The organism is Neptunitalea lumnitzerae, assembly GCF_027924185.1.
Classification (GTDB): Bacteria; Bacteroidota; Bacteroidia; order Flavobacteriales; family Flavobacteriaceae; genus Neptunitalea; species Neptunitalea lumnitzerae.
Map to the genome: position 1 here is coordinate 465,287 of NZ_BRVO01000001.1, position 16,089 is coordinate 481,375.

Consider the following 16,089-nt stretch of genomic DNA (forward strand, 5'->3'; position numbering starts at 1 on the left):
ATGATGAAAGCAATAAATCATATACTTAAAATATCATTACTAAGCCTAGTAACAGCATTTGCGGTTTCCTGCGATGTAAAAGAAAAAAAAGAAACCACCGACAAGGAAGTAACAACTAAAGATACTGCGGTACCAACAGATTTGAAATGGTCTGAACGTATGATGCTATCTGAAATACATAGATTTCCGGAAGCTTCAAAATTAGACTTTGTAGATGTACCGAGATGGAGTTATACCAATGGCTTGGTGCTTACTGCTACAGAACGCGTGTACAAAAAATACCCTAAAGAGGTGTACTACAACTATATTTATGAGTATGCTGATACCATGGTTACTAAAGATGGTACCATCCGTACCTATGATTTAGACAAGCAGAACTTGGACATGCTAAAGTCTGGTGACGTTCTATTGTATTTATACAACAAAACCAAAGAAGAACGTTTCTTAACAGCGCTACATACACTAAGAAGTCAAATTGATACACAACCAAGAACATCAGATGGAGGTTTTTGGCATAAGAAAAGATATACCAACCAAATGTGGTTAGATGGCTTGTATATGGCAGAGCCTTTCTATGCGCAATACACCAAACAATTTAGCAAAGGAGAAGAAGCTACTAAAGCCTTTGATGAGATTGTACTACAATTTGATTTAATTCAACAACATACATTAGACCCTACTACCAACCTTTTATACCATGGTTGGGATGAAAGTAAAGAACAGCAATGGGCTAATAAAGAAACGGGTACATCACCAAACTTTTGGTCTAGAGCAATGGGCTGGTATGGTATGGCAATGGTAGATGTATTAGATTTCTTGCCAGAAGATCATCCTGGTAGAGAACGCATCATAGAATACTTAAACCAATATGCAGAAGCTATTACGAAGGTACAAGATAGTAAAACCGGAGTATGGTACCAGGTACTAGACAAAGGTGCTGGAAATGGTAACTATTTAGAAGCTACTGGTAGTTGTATGTTTACTTATACTTTTACCAAAGGTGTTAAAAAGGGTTATTTACCAGAAAAATATTTAGATGTAGCTAAGAAAGCCTATGACGGAATATTAGAAAACTTCATTACTGTAGAAGAAAACGGGGTAGTAAACCTTAACAAATGTTGTGCAGTAGCAGGCTTAGGAGGTAACCCTTACAGAGATGGTACTTTTGAGTATTATGTAAATGAAAAAATTAGAGCCAACGACCCTAAAGGAACTGGGCCTTTTGTAATGGCTAGTTTAGCATTAGACAAATAATCAATTTTTAAAAGTATTGAAACATATAAAAACCTCGAGAATCGAGTAATGTATGAGAAATTTTTGGCTACATACCCTTATGGTTACAACCATAGTTTCACTATGTAGTTGCAAAAATTCATATAGCCAAGATGAGCATAAGGTACTGCCACCTTACAACATAGAGAGTACGTACCAAAAACTAAAAAATAAGTATCCATCTATTAGTCCTGTACATTTGATAGATACGACCCTTACTATTAAAAAGGATATTGTGTACCATAAGACATCCACCTCGAAGCTTTTTTTTGATGTGTATTTTCCTGAGATTACAAAAAAAACAGAAGTTTTTCCTGTTGTGTTATTAGTTCATGGAGGTGGATGGATTGTGGGTAGTAAAAAAAATCAGCACCCTATGGCGCAGCAACTAGCTTTAAATGGCTATGTTGCCATTCCAGTCTCCTATACACTAAGTGAAGAAGCTACCTACCCTGCTGCTGTTATAGATTTAAAGCATGCCATACAGTATATTAGAGAGCATGCTAGCAGTTTACATGCAGACCCTAATAGAATAGCAATTTTAGGAGCTTCTGCCGGTGCACAGCTAGCAACCTTAGTTGGGGTTACACCCAACAACACCATATACCGTACGCAAAGCAACACATCAGATGCTGTGCAGGCAATTGTTAATGTAGATGGTATTGTATCGTTTACTCACCCAGAGTCTGAAGAAGGTACTATTGCTGGGCAATGGCTTGGTGGCACCAAAAGTGAAAATATAAAAAATTGGGAAGAGGCTTCCCCGCTTAATTACGTGAGCAAAAGTACACCACCAATTCTTTTTCTTAATAGTAGTCGGCCTCGTTTTCATGCGGGCAGAGACGATATGATTACCCAAATGAATGCCTACGATATTTATAGCGAAGTGCATACCTTTTCAGATGCACCGCATTCCTTTTGGTTACTAAACCCTTGGTTTACCCCTACGGTATTTTATGTAATTAAATTTCTAGACAAAACACTAAAACATTCCTCATGAAAAATATACTTACCGTAATACTTTTAATAGTTGTTACATCGCTCCAAGCACAAACAAATACTCCCTACAGAAAAATTACAGTTGCTTTAGATGGTAGCGGTGAATTTACCTCTATACAAAAAGCAATAAACTCTACCAGAGACTTAGGTCCCGGAGAAGTTGCCATCTTTATTAAAAAAGGTACCTACCATGAAAAAGTAACCATACCTACATGGAAACATCAACTGACCCTTGTTGGTGAAGACAAAGATCAAACCATCATTACTAACAACGACTATTCTGGTAAAATAGACTCTATTACGCAAAAAGAGCATAGTACTTTTACGTCTTATACCTTACTGGTACAAGGAGATGATATACACCTTAAAAACCTAACCATTAAAAACAGCTCTTGCAACCAAGGGCAAGCAGTTGCATTACATGTAGAAGGTGACCGCTTTATGGCTAAGAATTGTAATCTGTTAGGTTGCCAAGACACGCTTTACACAGCAACAGAAGGAAGCAGACAATATTATGAAAACTGTTTTATAGAAGGTACTACCGACTTTATTTTTGGAGAAGCTACCGTAGTTTTTCAAAATTGCACTATCAATAGCCTAGTAAACTCGTACATTACGGCTGCCGCTACACCACAAAACCAAGAATTTGGGTATGTATTTTTTAATGCCCACTTAGTTGCAGAAGATGGTGTAGATAAAGTATATTTAGGAAGACCATGGCGCTCGTATGCTAAAACGGTATTTATACATACCACTATGGAAGAACATATTTTAAAAGAAGGCTGGAACCCTTGGACAGGGGATAAAATGTTTCCTGAAAAAGAAAAAACTACCTACTATGCAGAATATAAGAGCACAGGGGAAGGCGCATCTTCAGAAACCAGAGTACCCTGGTCACATCAATTAACTAAAAAAGAGGCTCAGGCTTATACCATTGAAGCTATTTTTAAAGGGTGTGATTCTTGGAACCCAAAAAACATACAACTATGAAAAAAATACTCATATTAGCTACCTTACTAATTGGCAACATAGTACTAGCACAAAATAAGCCAACGCTCTATCTAATTGGCGATTCTACCATGGCCAATAAAGAAAATCCAGAGGTAAACCCTGAGCATGGGTGGGGGCAAATGCTCCCTGTTTTAATGACCTCTGATATTAAGATAGAAAACCATGCAAAAAATGGTAGAAGCTCTAAAAGTTTTATTACTGAGGGCAGATGGGATAGTATTATGAAAACCCTTAAAAAAGGAGATTTTGTATTTATACAATTTGGGCATAACGACCAAAAGTATAAAGATAGCACACGTTATACCAACCCATATACTAGGTACCGCTACAACTTAGAGAGGTATGTAAAAGAAACCAGAGAAAAAGGTGCTTATCCCATTCTTATGAGTTCTATTGTGAGAAGAAACTTTAACGAGCACGGAACCTTGGTAGATACTCATGGTGCTTACCCACTTGTAGTACGAATGGTGGCTGATGACTTAAAAGTTCCTTTTGTAGACATGCAATGGCTTACAGAGCAATTAGAAATGCAATACGGACCAGAGGCTTCTAAAGCCCTTCATTTACACATAACTGAGGGCACCAATGATTATGTACCTAAAGGGAAAGAAGACAACACACACCTTTCTAAAAAAGGTGCAACATTAGTGGCTACTTTAGCACTTCAAGAAATAGCAAAGCAAAAACTACCACTTAAAAAATACATTAAGGCAACCGTACTAACCAACAAGATACTTCACTAATATGCCATATACCACCAATGTTTTCTTTAAAGAAAAAGCTACTGATTGGGAACCTGCCGGAGAGGGTATAACCAGACAATTTGTTGGTTATAACACTCAGTTAATGGTAGTAAAAGTAAAGTTTGAAAAAGGAGCCATTGGTGCCTTACATTCACATTTTCACACCCAAGGTACATATGTAGCCTCAGGAAAGTTTAAAATTACCATTAACGGAACTTCTGAAATATTAGAAACTGGTGACGGATTTTTTGTACCACCCAACGCAGTACATGGAGCAGAATGTCTGGAAGCAGGTATGCTTATAGACTCCTTTACTCCCATTAGAGAAGATTTTTTATAAGAAATTATGCTAAAAACAACTATCAAATACCTGTTTACTACCCTCTTTATACTTCTGGGCACATTGGCTTATGCTCAATTAAGTGAAACAGAAAGGTTACAGAAAATAAACGCTATTGTTAAGAGCATACAATTACCCAATATACCAGACTATACAATTTCAATAACCAGTTTTGGAGGTAACGGAAATGGGAGTTATAACAACAAAAAAGCCTTTGATAAAGCCATTAAAAAACTAGCAAAAAAAGATGGCGGTACGTTAACAGTTCCATCAGGCACGTATGTTATTAATGGACCCATTCATCTTATAAGTAATATGAACTTGCACTTAGAAGATGGTGCCGTTTTAAAATTTGGAAGTAATCCTACAGACTACCCACTGGTATATACCAGTTGGGAAGGTACATTTTTGTACAATCATAGTCCGTTAATTTATGGTAACAACTTACATGATGTTGCTATTACCGGGAAGGGTATTATTGATGGAGAAGCTGCAGATACATGGTTGCAATGGAAACCTAAAGAAAATGAAGACAAGCTAAAGAGCAGGGATATGAACCATGCCAGTACGCCAATTGAAGAGCGCATTTTTGGTAACGGGCATTACCTAAGACCTCAACTAGTGCAATTGGTAAACTCCGAGCGTATTTTAATAGAAGACATTACTTTGGAGGATGCTCCTTTTTGGTGTTTACACTTACTTAAATGTAACTCCGTAACCATTAAGGGTATTGCCTATGACGCCTATAACAAAAACAACGATGGTATAGACTTAGAGTATACTAGTAACGTACTCATAGAAAATGTAACGTTTAGCAACGGCGATGATAACATAGCCATTAAGGCAGGTAGAGATCATGAAGGGAGAGCAAATGCTGATACCCCATCTCAAAACATTGTGGTACGCAACTGTCTGTTTAAAGGACTACATGCCCTTGTGATTGGTAGTGAAATGTCTGCCGGAGTTAAAAATGTATTTGTAGACGATTGCAAAGCACATGGCTATTTAAAAAGAGGTATCTATTTTAAAACCAACAGAGACCGAGGTGGGTATATAAAAGACATTTACATTAATAACATTACCTTTGAGGATACTGAAGATTGCTTTTACATTACTGCCAACTACCATGGAGAAGGAAATGGATACAACTCTAAAATTAGCGATATTGTTATAAACAATGTGAGTTGCAAAAAGGCTAGCGGAACCGCAGTTGTAATTCAAGGATATAAAGACAGTAAAGTAGAAAATGTATACTTAACCAATATCACAGTAGCAAAAGCTACCAATGGTACTTCGGTTACCAATACCAAAAACGTGGTTATTGATAATTTAATTATTGGAGAGGAGGCAACAGTACCTACTTCTGTAAAATAAAAGCTATGAAATACTTCTACATACTTTCGGTATTATGTTTATTAAGTATAACGGCAACAGCTCAAGAATATATTACGCTGTGGGAAAAGGGTAAAATGCCCAATAGTAAAGGGCTTATCTTAGAACATATAGAAGCCAGAGAACGGGTTACCCAAGTAGCTACCCCGGGTATGTATGCTTTTTTTCCGCCTTTAGAAGAGCGTAACGGAACCAGTGTTCTTATTCCACCAGGAGGAGGTTACCATCACCTAACCTATAACTTAGGAGGTTTTCAGTTGGCTAAATGGCTGAACACACAAGGGATTACTGCCTTTGTTTTAATGTACCGATTACCAACATCACCAGACCTTATTAACCCTGCCGACGGACCCGTGCAAGACGGACAAAGAGCATTACAAATTATTAGACAACATGCCGAAGATTGGAAGCTAGACTCTACAAAAGTAGGTGTTTTAGGTACCTCTGCCGGAGGGCACTTAGCATCTTATCTGGGTACACATGATAAAGACATTACTGGAATGACCGATACCACAAGCACCTTTGGAGTACAGCCTAACTTTATGATTTTGGTATCTCCCGTAATTTCTATGGAGTCTGATACACACCAAGGAAGTGTGACTAATTTACTAGGGGAACATGCTACCGATGCTACCAAAAAAGCATATTCAACGCAGTATAGCATTAATGCTACTACACCTCCTACGTTTTTAGCACATGCTGAAAATGACCCTGCGGTACCGCCTTCTAATAGTTTACGTTTTTATACAGCGCTATTAAAAAACAATGTAAACGCCAGCTTACATATTTTTCCTAGAGGAAAACATGCCATAGGCATTTACAATGCCTCTGAACATACCAACCAGTGGAAAGCACTATGCATACAATGGTTAAAAGAGTTAGCATTCATTACAAGTCCGAAATAATTAAAGCTTATAAAAAAGCGAACGACCTTCCATTCGGTAAGGCCGTTCTAGGGTTCGGGGTTGGAAATCAATTTGGGGAAAAAAGCTTCCTAACCATTCTATAATGGTGTTACTATTTGGTAATGTATATTACCTGTAATTGGGTTGGGGTACTGTTTTTAAACTTGCGTTTAAAAAGGGTTATATAATACTTTGGGACAAAAAAAAGTGCGTTTTTATATTTCTTTAGTTTTAAGAGTTCAAATCGAACAAAGTTTCGTAACCTGCCAACAATATTCCATTTTCCAATACCATCAAACCTATAAAGCTCTCCACTACTATTTACAATATGTTTTTTGGAAAGTATAGTATCCAAATCATTTGTAAAATCAACTACTATATAGCCATTTATAGGCATTTCCTTTTTGTTGTACAGGTAACGAACCCCTGCTCTTACAGCTCCATCTCTACTCATATTTCTTTTTATATCTACAATACTAAAATCAAGATTCTTCAATAATTGAATATTCTGTAAAATCATCAGCGTGTTATCTCTGCTTCCGTTATTTACTAAACATACATGGTACTCGGTATTTGTTGTAACAAAATCAACAAAAGCCTTTACATTCAACTCATTACCCACATTATAACAGGGTATTATAATTCCCGTTTTCATAAATTATAAGGGTCTTTTTTAATAACACTTCAAAAATACGCTCTAAAAAAGCCTTTTAGTTGAAATTTCGCTGGTTGGGAATTATGTATCGACGAATGAAATCTTTTTACACATTAGTTAAATCTCTAACAATGGTAAACTTTAGTATATTTACGTAACTTAAGCATTTATGGGAGCGTTAGAAAAGTCGAATAAATATTTAATTGCCGCATTATTGATAGGGGTAGCCTTTAATGGTGCTTCCGTTTTCTTTACTATTGAAAACACTTATGATGCGTTAATTCATCTTTTCTTTGCAGACCATTATGCAAATAGCTGGTTTGAGCCTTGGAACTACGAGTGGTATACTGGCTTTACCGTAATGAGTTATCCGCCACTAGTGCACCAGTCTATAGGATTATTCTCTTATATAGGTGGACTAAAGTTTGGACTTTTTACGGTTGCTTTTATAGCTATCATACTATTTATAACAGGGGTATATAGGTTTGCTAAACTTATGACCAGTAACCGAACTGCGGCAGGGTATGCGGCTATTCTAGCAGCACTGTCTTCCTCATTTTTAGAAACATTACACATTTTTGGTCAGCTACCTAGTATTGTAGGTATTTCGGTATTAATGCATGCCTTACCCGAAATATACCTTTGGTTAAAAACAGGGCGCTACAGATACTTTTTTACATGCTTATCGCTTATATCTGTAACGGTAACCTCTCACCATGTAACGCCAATTTTTGGAATGGTATTTTTTATATTCCCACTTATAGGAATGGTGATTATGGATGCCTCAAGAGAACAGGTAAACAGTATGAAGGAAGTAACCTTTAAGGTATTTCTAAGAACTTTCTTTAAGCTGTTTAAACGTATAGTAATGTTTGGGTTTTCGTCTCTAATCATAATAGTTACATGTATTTTACCCTATTGGATTAACAGTAAAAAGAACCCCATTACCCAGGTACCTATACCACATGGTTCCAGAGATAATTTTTTAGAAGTAACCTCATCAGGGCTTGTATTCTTCTTAATTCCGTGGGGCGTATTGCTACTTATTCTACCGTACATATTCTACAGATATTATAGCAAACGCTACTTATTTTTTGGGTTATCAATCACCATACTTACCATATTAGGTACGGGAGGTACAACACCTATACCTATTAAAGTTTTAGGAGAAACTGCTTTTAATATACTTACCCTAGACCGTTTTACGCTTTGGGCATCCATCATGTCGTTACCCCTATTAGGTGAATTTGCCTATAGGTTTGTAGAGGGCGATTATAAAACCTACTTACAAAACCGGTTTGGTGCTATTTACCACCGCTTATTAGGCGGCTTTTTAGCAGTATTGTATTTGTTTATGATAGTGTTTACTATGAGTTTAGGGTATTTTAGACCCTCGCAACCTCAAAAAATAAAAATGTTGCCTATAGTAAACTTCCTGAACCAAGATCAGCACGACCATTGGCGCTTTCTTACCTTAGGGTTTGGAGACCAAATGGCATGGCTATCGGCACAAACCAATGCCCTTACGGTAGATGGTAACTACCATTCTGCCCGTAGGTTACCAGAACTTACTACCCGAGCTATAGAACGTTTAGAAAACTCTAAGTTTAGAGGGGTGGAAGGTATAGGATCATTACAACAGTTTTTAACCACCCCAGAAAAATACAACCTAAAATATATTTTTAGTAACGATAAATTTTATGATCCCATACTCTACTTCTGTGGTTGGCAACGACTCCGACAATTGGAAAATGGGATTATGGTATGGGAAAAACTAAATGTACCACCCTTATCATCTATTCTTCCTAAAGATGATGTTGCCACTTGGCAAAAAATTTTATGGGGTATTATGCCGGTTACTACAGTGATTATAGCTTTTTTACTAAACGTACAAATGCTGTTATACCGAAGTTTAAAAATGAAACCTAGTTTTGCTAGTTATCTTAAATTTCAGAATAACTATACTAAATTCTCTAAGGGTGTTTCTATTTCCATACACCTATGGAGTTTGGTAGTAATGGCATGTGTAGCATATGGCATGTATATTTTCTACATGAAAAATGTAAGTCAGATTTCGCCCGAAAATGCTATAAAAGCATACTATGACCACTTAGATTTTAAACGGTTTGAAGATGCCCATGCCCTTATTGACCCAAAAAGTGATATTGATATTGCGCAATACATGCTAGAGGTTTCCGTAACCGATGGTTTACTTAGTTCATACGCAAAAATGGATGCTATTAAAACTGAATTTATAGCTAGAGACGATTCTACTGCTACTGCTATAGTACATACCAAATGGATTACTCCTTTAGAGCGTGTAAATAAAGATTTTCATAAGCAATTGGTAAAACGTAAAGGTAAGTGGTACCTACTACCAGACGAGGTAAATGCCGATTTGCCTCCAGACCAGCTATACTCCGATAATGTTACGAGTTATTTTAACCAAGGCCGTAGACGTATCACCACCGAGCAAACCTATCACGAAGATATTTTAAAACAACCCGTACTAGAAATTATTACTGCTAAACTAGTAAAATATGATAACCACTATGCCATTATAGGCGAAATACAAAACGTAGATGATGTACCTGCAGATGTGGTTATTAAGGGTACTTTATACAATAACGACAACCGAGAGCTAGCTACCTTTAATGCCAAAGATGTACTAAAACATAAATTAATGCCTAAGGAGGTAACCAGTTTTAGAATTAATTTTGAAGGAATAGCCTGGACCAATGTAGAAGACACCATTCCAAAATCGTTTAACCCAGATGAGTTTACTCCTATTGAATTAGAAGAGCAACCTACTAAATTTAATTTACAAGCTGCTGGAAACGTATCATCTTCAGATTTATACAAGGATATTGTATTAAGTAAATTGGCTATTAATGATAGTGTTATAACGGGTAATTTATTTAACAGTGGTTTGGAAGAAATTACCATACCGCAACTAGTTATTAGTTACTATAACAGTGAAAAAGAATTGCTTTTTGTAGACCAAAAATATATTAAGGAAGGTATTAGACAAGAACGAAAACAGCCGTTTGAATATCCAATACCCCAACCCGAAATCATGCAGATAATTAGTAGTGATATGGATAATTGCTACGTAAACGGTTTACCTAATGAAGATATTTCTAACAAAATGGTACCTAACCGTATACCAAAACATTCCTACAATATGCTACAACCGCTAGAACATCCGTATTTTAGCTTTGTGAAAATGGAATTGAATAATTACATAGGAAACCCTAATTAATGCGTAACAAACTTACATATATACTAATGAGCCTGGTTATAGCCACTGCTGTTTCAGTAACTACTATGTATACAGCTGCGCCTATTAGTGTAAGTTTATTAACTACTGAAAAAACATATACAGCAGGAGACCGTATTACATTATCGTTTTCTAAGGTACCCAATAAAAAACCAAAACTATACATAGCCTCTTCCTATGGTACTACGCTATTAGATCCCGAGGTTACCGAAACCGCGTTCTTATATCATGTACCGTCATTAATAAGTAATAAAGCTTCTACGGTAAATTGGAAACTTATGCTAAAAGATAATTTCCTAACCGGTAACTTTACCATAACTCCCATTCTAGAAGTAAAAAGTATGGAATCGTACTTAGGTCCGCCAAGTATTAATGCTGGTGGAGATGACTATACTATGCTAACGGTTTTACCCACCGACAGTCTAGACAATGTATTACCAGATAGTACCAAAGTAGCCATTAAGCGCCAATTTAAGCGTACTTTTAAAACAGACACAGTACTTACCCATAACCTATATAGTTATAAGCTTATATACAGTACAAAGCAAGCCGGTAGAATATTTACAGCATCTAATTGCTTGGGTATTGACTCTAAAGAAAAGGACGTAAATGTAATGCCAGACACCCCTGTAAATTTCAAAATTGATGTAAACAGATTGCATGACTATGCTGATGGGAACCAAATTGCTGAAATGTATACCTCGCAAATAAAAGATGGGCACAATAACATTGTAAGCGATGGTACCTATGTTACCTTTTATATTACTAATAAAAAAGGGTATGTACTTAAAACCTCCGGTAATACAATAAACGGAAAAGCAACCGCAAGAATTATACATCCTGACTATGCAGAACATTGGCAAATAAAAGCCTATGTAGAAGGTATGGCAGAAAGCAATACCATAAGTATCGATTTTGAACAGGTAGTAGCAGACTTTGAAACGCAGTTTTCTAAAAACAACCGTGAAGTAACCATAGGCCCTATAAAAAGTTATATGGATCAAATGATTCCGGATGGTTTGATAATTGAATTGAAAATATATGATAACCAAACTTTAGTAAACACCTTTACCACTGCTACCCGTGACGGATATGCAGCCTTTACTTTAAAACAAGTAGACGTACCCAATAACACATATAATATAACTGTTGAACTTGCAGGCATCAACAAAACCTACACATCTAAAACCCTATGGTAACCCTTAATAAAAACATATTACGTGGTATTCTTATTCTATCATTTGTGGCCATAAATGCACTTATTATTTTTGGTATAAGTGCTCTGTTCACCTATTTAAATACCGGGGCAGATAGAAGTAAAATGCTTCATACCGAAATACAAAAAATTGATCAGTACCTGCCTACAATGGATTGGGCTCCTATGGCAAACGAGGGCAGACCAATGGACAAGCAAACCTTAGGGGAGTTAGAAAGCAATTATTTAGATGCTTGGTATGTAAAACACGTTGCTTATAATACCAACTTGCGAGAAGGTATTGAAGATTTCTATACGGAAAGCTCTAGAGAAAACATCTTCAATTTTATAGATCTAAACAAACAACAAGGCATTACCTTAGAAGAAACAACGCTAGAACATCATCCTAAACTTAACTTTTTTAGTGAAGACGGGCAATTAATAATGCTTACCGATAACAATGTAAAAGAATACAAGCGTGTATACCAAAACAAAAAGTTGGTAGAAGAAACCATTGAAACCGCCACGTATAAGGTGCTACTTCTTCTAGAAGATGGTTTTTGGAGGGTAAGACATATGGTTAAAACCGATGCTACCCCCAACCACAAATACCATAACAAGCAACACACCAAAACTGGTACTATACACGGTATTAATTATTACCCAAAAAATACACCTTGGGATATGTTTGGTGAAAATTTTGAAATAGATACCATTCAGCAAGACTTTAAGCTAATTCATGATGCAGGACTCAATACGGTGAGAATTTTTGTTCCGTATGAAGATTTTGGCAAAGCCAAAGTAAAGGATGAAAAGCTAGTAAAATTGAAAAAAGTACTAGATGCTGCAGCAAAAGAAAACATCAAGGTGCTTATAACGCTATTTGATTTTTACGGAGATTATTCTGTTTTAGATTGGACACTGAACCAACGCCATGCAGAAACTATTGTTAAAGCATGTAAAGACCATAGTGCGCTATTAGGCTGGGATTTAAAAAACGAACCCGACCTTGATTTTAAAAGCAGAGGTAAAAGTACTGTAGAAGCATGGCTACGCACCATGTTAGAACTAGTAAAAACAACAGACCCCAACCACCCTGTTACCATTGGATGGGCAAAGCCCGTTAGTGCCCCTCTATTAAAAGATGAAGTAGACTTTGTATCGTTTCACTACTATGAAGATCTTAACCAGTTTGAAAATACCTATACCCAACTTAAAAAAGAAATACCCAACAAACAATTAGTTGTGGGCGAGTTTGGTATGTCGTCTTACAGTGGACTATGGAAACCTTTTGGAAGCTCGGAAGAAGATCAGGCTAATTATCATAAAAACATCCAGAGCACATTCGAAAAATATAATATTTCGTATATATCCTGGACGTTATATGACTTTGAGAACATCCCGAAGGAAGTGGTAGGTAGTCTTCCTTGGAGAAAAAATGTTCAGAAAAAATTTGGGTTTATCGATAAGAATGGGGCAAAAAAAGCTTCTTTCGACTATATATCATCTTCAGGTACTACTGAAGAATAGTAACCTTTTTTGATTCTTTTACTTTAGGTTTGTCTTTCTTTTTTTCAGGATTCATAATCTTATAAAAAGTATCTAAATACATATCGGCAATTTTAGGCATAGGGAATGCTGTAGCTGCTTTGTAATTCACAGCACCTAAATACTTACGGTAGGTTTCGTTTACCAAAATTTTCTCTATAGCATCTGCCATACTATCAATACTAGTAGGTTCAAAAAACTCACCTTCGTAACCTTCGTGCTTTACTAATAATGCTAAATCCCCTAAATCTGGCATTACAACAGCCTTACCATAACTACCCGCCTGGTGTAATACGCCAGAACTTCCAGTTGTAGAGGTATACGGGAACACTACTACAGCACTATTGTTAAAAATTACAGGTACTTCATACTCCTCAACATATCCGGTAAACTTCAACTGTGGTACATGAGCATACCTTTCCTTTACATTTTCCAAATATCCCGGTACGTTAGGGTTATCAGTACCTGCAATTACAATCTCTACATTTAAATTCCTTCTACTTCTTATTTTTTCAACAGCCTCTATAAGCCCTTCTACTTTTTTGTAGGTACCAAACTTACCAAAGGTCATTACCTGTAGTGGGCCATCCGGTACTTCGTAGGATGGCTCCGCAGGTATTTCAAAGGTTCCGTGGGGTATAAAGGCCAAATTAGTTGCTTTATATTTCTCTTTATAAATATCTACATACTTCTGCATGGTTAAAGCCACAACATCTGCTTGTAAAATCATTCTGGTTAATACAGTACCAATAAAGCCATACATTTTTTGCATTAATTTGTTGGTAGTAAAACCTGCTTTGCCCAAATCTACCTGCTCTAAAATATTGTGCAACAGTACAATGTTAGGTATCTTTTTTAGTTTACAAACCAAGGGCAATAACAAGCCTAATGCAGCAGCTATCTTTTTGTCTCCAAACTTCATAAACTGCAAATTGAACAAGACAGCATCAGGCTTAGTTGAATTTATTGCCTTTGTAACAGTAAATAAATTTTTATAACTATTAAAAGACCAGCATTGCTTTACCGTAACCCAGCAACCTGCTGTAGAAAACGTAAGCTCTTTAGGCTCATCAGTAATGTCAGTTAACAGAATTAACTCAGTAATTTCTTCCTTCTGAGCAAAACTCTTAACCAAATGATAGGCATACTCGTTTAATGTAACTTTACTTGGGGGGAAAGCTGTAACGACTGCTAGTTTCATAACATAAAGATTTTTAGTAGGTTAATAATTATAGTACAAATTTGGTATAAAAAAACACTTCAAGATTTATATTTAGTCGGATGACAATTAGCTGTAGACGAATGGTACACCTCAACAGTTAATCTATAATAGTGCGCTTTTCTTTTCGGTTGCTAATTACAAAGAAGATCATTTGAATTATCAGTAACATGGCCATAGCCACTATTTGCATATGCACTACCTGAGCAAGGTTCTTGTGAAATACAGCTACCAAACCTACTTGTAACATCCCAAAAATAGCCGAGATAATAACTGGTACATATTTATCTAAAGACAAATAGTAGTACGCAAATATGTTAGAGATAGCAAACATAGCAGTAGCTACTGCATACTTCCATAACAAAGGTGCCATAGACAAATACTCACTACCAAATAAGATGGTAATAACTGTTTTTGGAAAAAGCACACAACCCAATACAATTACCAGAGCTATTGCTCCAATATATCCCACATATTTAAACAATACATGTGCGGTTGGTTTTCCCTCTTTTTTAAGGGCTACCACTGTTGGTAATAATAACATTACAAACATCCAGGCTACAAAGTATACAATACGCCCTATTAAAGCCAAAGAAGCATATAATCCGGCCTCGTAAGAGGCAAAGTAATGTTTTACCAATAAGATGTCACTGTTATTAATAATAATTTGTGTAAGCTCATAAAACGCAGTAAGCAAAAAGAAGTTTCTTACCTGTTTATTTTCTGCTTTACTAATAGCAATATGTTTAGACAAACTAATATTTTTATACTTAAAGGGAACAAGCCCTACTCCAAAAGAAATTAAGATCCCTAAAGAGATTACTACTGATGACTCTAAGCCCGATAAAAACAAAAGCGTAAAAGTAATTACCAATCTACTTAACATTTCTCCTTGGTAGGTTATAGATAAACTTTTAAACTCTTTTTTACCTTGAAATACACCTCTGTTTACACTCATTAAAAAGTATAACGGTACACCTATACCAAATACTTTAAACATTATTGCGGTAGAAGTATTAAATACTTGTTGTAACTGCGGTGCAAAAATAAAAATGGCAGCCCCCATAAACACACCAAATAAGGCTCCGTGCACATAGGTTCTTCCTATAAATCTTTTCAATGTTCCATTTTCAAAAAGTACCGAAAACTTAGCCGTTACCAATTGAAATGTCATTGCTATAAAAGACAACACTAATAAAAAAGTAATTAAAATTGCTGCATCGGCAAATTTTTCTGGCCCTAGTATTCTTCCCATTAAAAGGTTATACAAATAGTTTCCTCCGTTAACAACTAAAACACTTAACATGAAAAGCTGTTCGCCAGAAATACGTTTTGGTAAAATTTTAGAAATAGCTTGCATGAGTTTCAATTTGGTTATTTTATTAGTATCTTCATTTTCACATTACAAAGATGATAGTTACTTTTTATTTTTATGAGTTAGCTTCGGTTATTGGCAAATAACTGTAGACGAATGAAAATATATAGATGATTAATTCAAATCTAAACAGCATATAATGGCCTCAAAAAAAT

General features: G+C 36.0%; 13 protein-coding genes. 10 read left to right on the forward strand and 3 right to left on the reverse strand.

Going from position 1 to position 16,089, the window contains the following annotated elements; all coding sequences use genetic code 11:
* The 7 genes from Y10_RS02080 to Y10_RS02110 are packed head-to-tail and all read left to right on the forward strand — an operon-like array spanning window position 1 to window position 6,662.
* Window positions 1–1,254 carry a glycoside hydrolase family 88/105 protein gene (locus Y10_RS02080; RefSeq protein ID WP_281763706.1) on the forward strand — a complete coding sequence of 418 codons (1,254 nt, stop codon included), beginning with the start codon at window positions 1–3 and terminating at the stop codon, window positions 1,252–1,254.
* 52 nt (window positions 1,255–1,306) lie between these two features.
* Window positions 1,307–2,272: an alpha/beta hydrolase gene (locus Y10_RS02085; RefSeq protein WP_281763707.1), complete on the forward strand. Its 966-nt coding sequence runs from the start codon at window positions 1,307–1,309 to the stop codon at window positions 2,270–2,272.
* Window positions 2,269–3,261, forward strand: a complete 993-nt coding sequence (locus Y10_RS02090) for a pectinesterase family protein (RefSeq protein ID WP_281763708.1) — start codon at window positions 2,269–2,271, stop codon at window positions 3,259–3,261. Before Y10_RS02085 ends, Y10_RS02090 begins: the two co-directional genes overlap by 4 nt.
* Entirely contained in the window at window positions 3,258–4,025 is a 768-nt protein-coding gene (locus Y10_RS02095) for a rhamnogalacturonan acetylesterase (protein WP_281763709.1), read from the forward strand. Before Y10_RS02090 ends, Y10_RS02095 begins: the two co-directional genes overlap by 4 nt.
* Window position 4,026: 1 nt before the next feature.
* Window positions 4,027–4,365, forward strand: coding sequence for a cupin domain-containing protein (locus Y10_RS02100; RefSeq protein WP_281763710.1), 339 nt, complete (start codon window positions 4,027–4,029; stop codon window positions 4,363–4,365).
* Between the two features lie 6 nt (window positions 4,366–4,371).
* On the forward strand, window positions 4,372–5,739 hold the full coding sequence (locus Y10_RS02105) for a glycoside hydrolase family 28 protein (RefSeq protein ID WP_281763711.1): 1,368 nt from the start codon (window positions 4,372–4,374) through the stop codon (window positions 5,737–5,739).
* 5 nt (window positions 5,740–5,744) lie between these two features.
* Window positions 5,745–6,662 (forward strand): alpha/beta hydrolase, encoded by a 918-nt coding sequence (locus tag Y10_RS02110; RefSeq protein WP_281763712.1) that lies wholly within the window; start codon window positions 5,745–5,747, stop codon window positions 6,660–6,662.
* Window positions 6,663–6,774: 112 nt separating this feature from the next.
* Here Y10_RS02110 and Y10_RS02115 read toward each other — a convergent pair whose 3' ends face one another.
* On the reverse strand, window positions 6,775–7,317 hold the full coding sequence (locus Y10_RS02115; protein ID WP_281763713.1) for a glycosyltransferase: 543 nt from the start codon (window positions 7,315–7,317) through the stop codon (window positions 6,775–6,777).
* A 169-nt stretch (window positions 7,318–7,486) separates the two neighbouring features.
* Here Y10_RS02115 and Y10_RS02120 point away from each other — a divergent pair, with 169 nt between their 5' ends.
* Genes Y10_RS02120 through Y10_RS02130 form a run of 3 tightly spaced genes read left to right on the forward strand, consistent with a single transcriptional unit; the run spans window position 7,487 to window position 13,322 of the window.
* On the forward strand, window positions 7,487–10,579 hold the full coding sequence (locus Y10_RS02120) for a hypothetical protein (RefSeq protein WP_281763714.1): 3,093 nt from the start codon (window positions 7,487–7,489) through the stop codon (window positions 10,577–10,579).
* A 26-nt stretch (window positions 10,580–10,605) separates the two neighbouring features.
* Window positions 10,606–11,796 (forward strand): hypothetical protein, encoded by a 1,191-nt coding sequence (locus Y10_RS02125; protein ID WP_281763715.1) that lies wholly within the window; start codon window positions 10,606–10,608, stop codon window positions 11,794–11,796.
* Entirely contained in the window at window positions 11,790–13,322 is a 1,533-nt protein-coding gene (locus Y10_RS02130) for a cellulase family glycosylhydrolase (protein ID WP_281763716.1), read from the forward strand. Before Y10_RS02125 ends, Y10_RS02130 begins: the two co-directional genes overlap by 7 nt.
* On the opposite strand, the gene Y10_RS02135 is transcribed toward Y10_RS02130, so the two are convergent.
* The gene (locus Y10_RS02135; protein WP_281763717.1) at window positions 13,309–14,541 is read right to left on the reverse strand and encodes a glycosyltransferase; all 1,233 of its coding nucleotides are present in this window, start codon (window positions 14,539–14,541) and stop codon (window positions 13,309–13,311) included. The two genes, Y10_RS02130 and Y10_RS02135, sit on opposite strands and share 14 nt — an antisense overlap.
* Before the next feature lie 118 nt (window positions 14,542–14,659).
* Window positions 14,660–15,919 carry an oligosaccharide flippase family protein gene (locus Y10_RS02140; RefSeq protein WP_281764755.1) on the reverse strand — a complete coding sequence of 420 codons (1,260 nt, stop codon included), beginning with the start codon at window positions 15,917–15,919 and terminating at the stop codon, window positions 14,660–14,662.
* Window positions 15,920–16,089: the final 170 nt, after the last annotated feature.

Bases quoted from the DNA above. Each gene is read 5' to 3' on its own strand.
- Y10_RS02115 (WP_281763713.1), bottom strand. From the start codon at position 7,317: ATGAAAACGGGAATTATAATACCCTGTTATAATGTGGGTAATGAGTTG.
- Y10_RS02130 (WP_281763716.1), top strand. From the start codon at position 11,790: ATGGTAACCCTTAATAAAAACATATTACGTGGTATTCTTATTCTATCA.
- Y10_RS02140 (WP_281764755.1), bottom strand. From the start codon at position 15,919: ATGCAAGCTATTTCTAAAATTTTACCAAAACGTATTTCTGGCGAACAG.
- Y10_RS02110 (WP_281763712.1), top strand. From the start codon at position 5,745: ATGAAATACTTCTACATACTTTCGGTATTATGTTTATTAAGTATAACG.
- Y10_RS02100 (WP_281763710.1), top strand. From the start codon at position 4,027: ATGCCATATACCACCAATGTTTTCTTTAAAGAAAAAGCTACTGATTGG.
- Y10_RS02090 (WP_281763708.1), top strand. From the start codon at position 2,269: ATGAAAAATATACTTACCGTAATACTTTTAATAGTTGTTACATCGCTC.
- Y10_RS02080 (WP_281763706.1), top strand. From the start codon at position 1: ATGATGAAAGCAATAAATCATATACTTAAAATATCATTACTAAGCCTA.
- Y10_RS02095 (WP_281763709.1), top strand. From the start codon at position 3,258: ATGAAAAAAATACTCATATTAGCTACCTTACTAATTGGCAACATAGTA.
- Y10_RS02125 (WP_281763715.1), top strand. From the start codon at position 10,606: ATGAGCCTGGTTATAGCCACTGCTGTTTCAGTAACTACTATGTATACA.
- Y10_RS02085 (WP_281763707.1), top strand. From the start codon at position 1,307: ATGAGAAATTTTTGGCTACATACCCTTATGGTTACAACCATAGTTTCA.
- Y10_RS02105 (WP_281763711.1), top strand. From the start codon at position 4,372: ATGCTAAAAACAACTATCAAATACCTGTTTACTACCCTCTTTATACTT.
- Y10_RS02135 (WP_281763717.1), bottom strand. From the start codon at position 14,541: ATGAAACTAGCAGTCGTTACAGCTTTCCCCCCAAGTAAAGTTACATTA.
- Y10_RS02120 (WP_281763714.1), top strand. From the start codon at position 7,487: ATGGGAGCGTTAGAAAAGTCGAATAAATATTTAATTGCCGCATTATTG.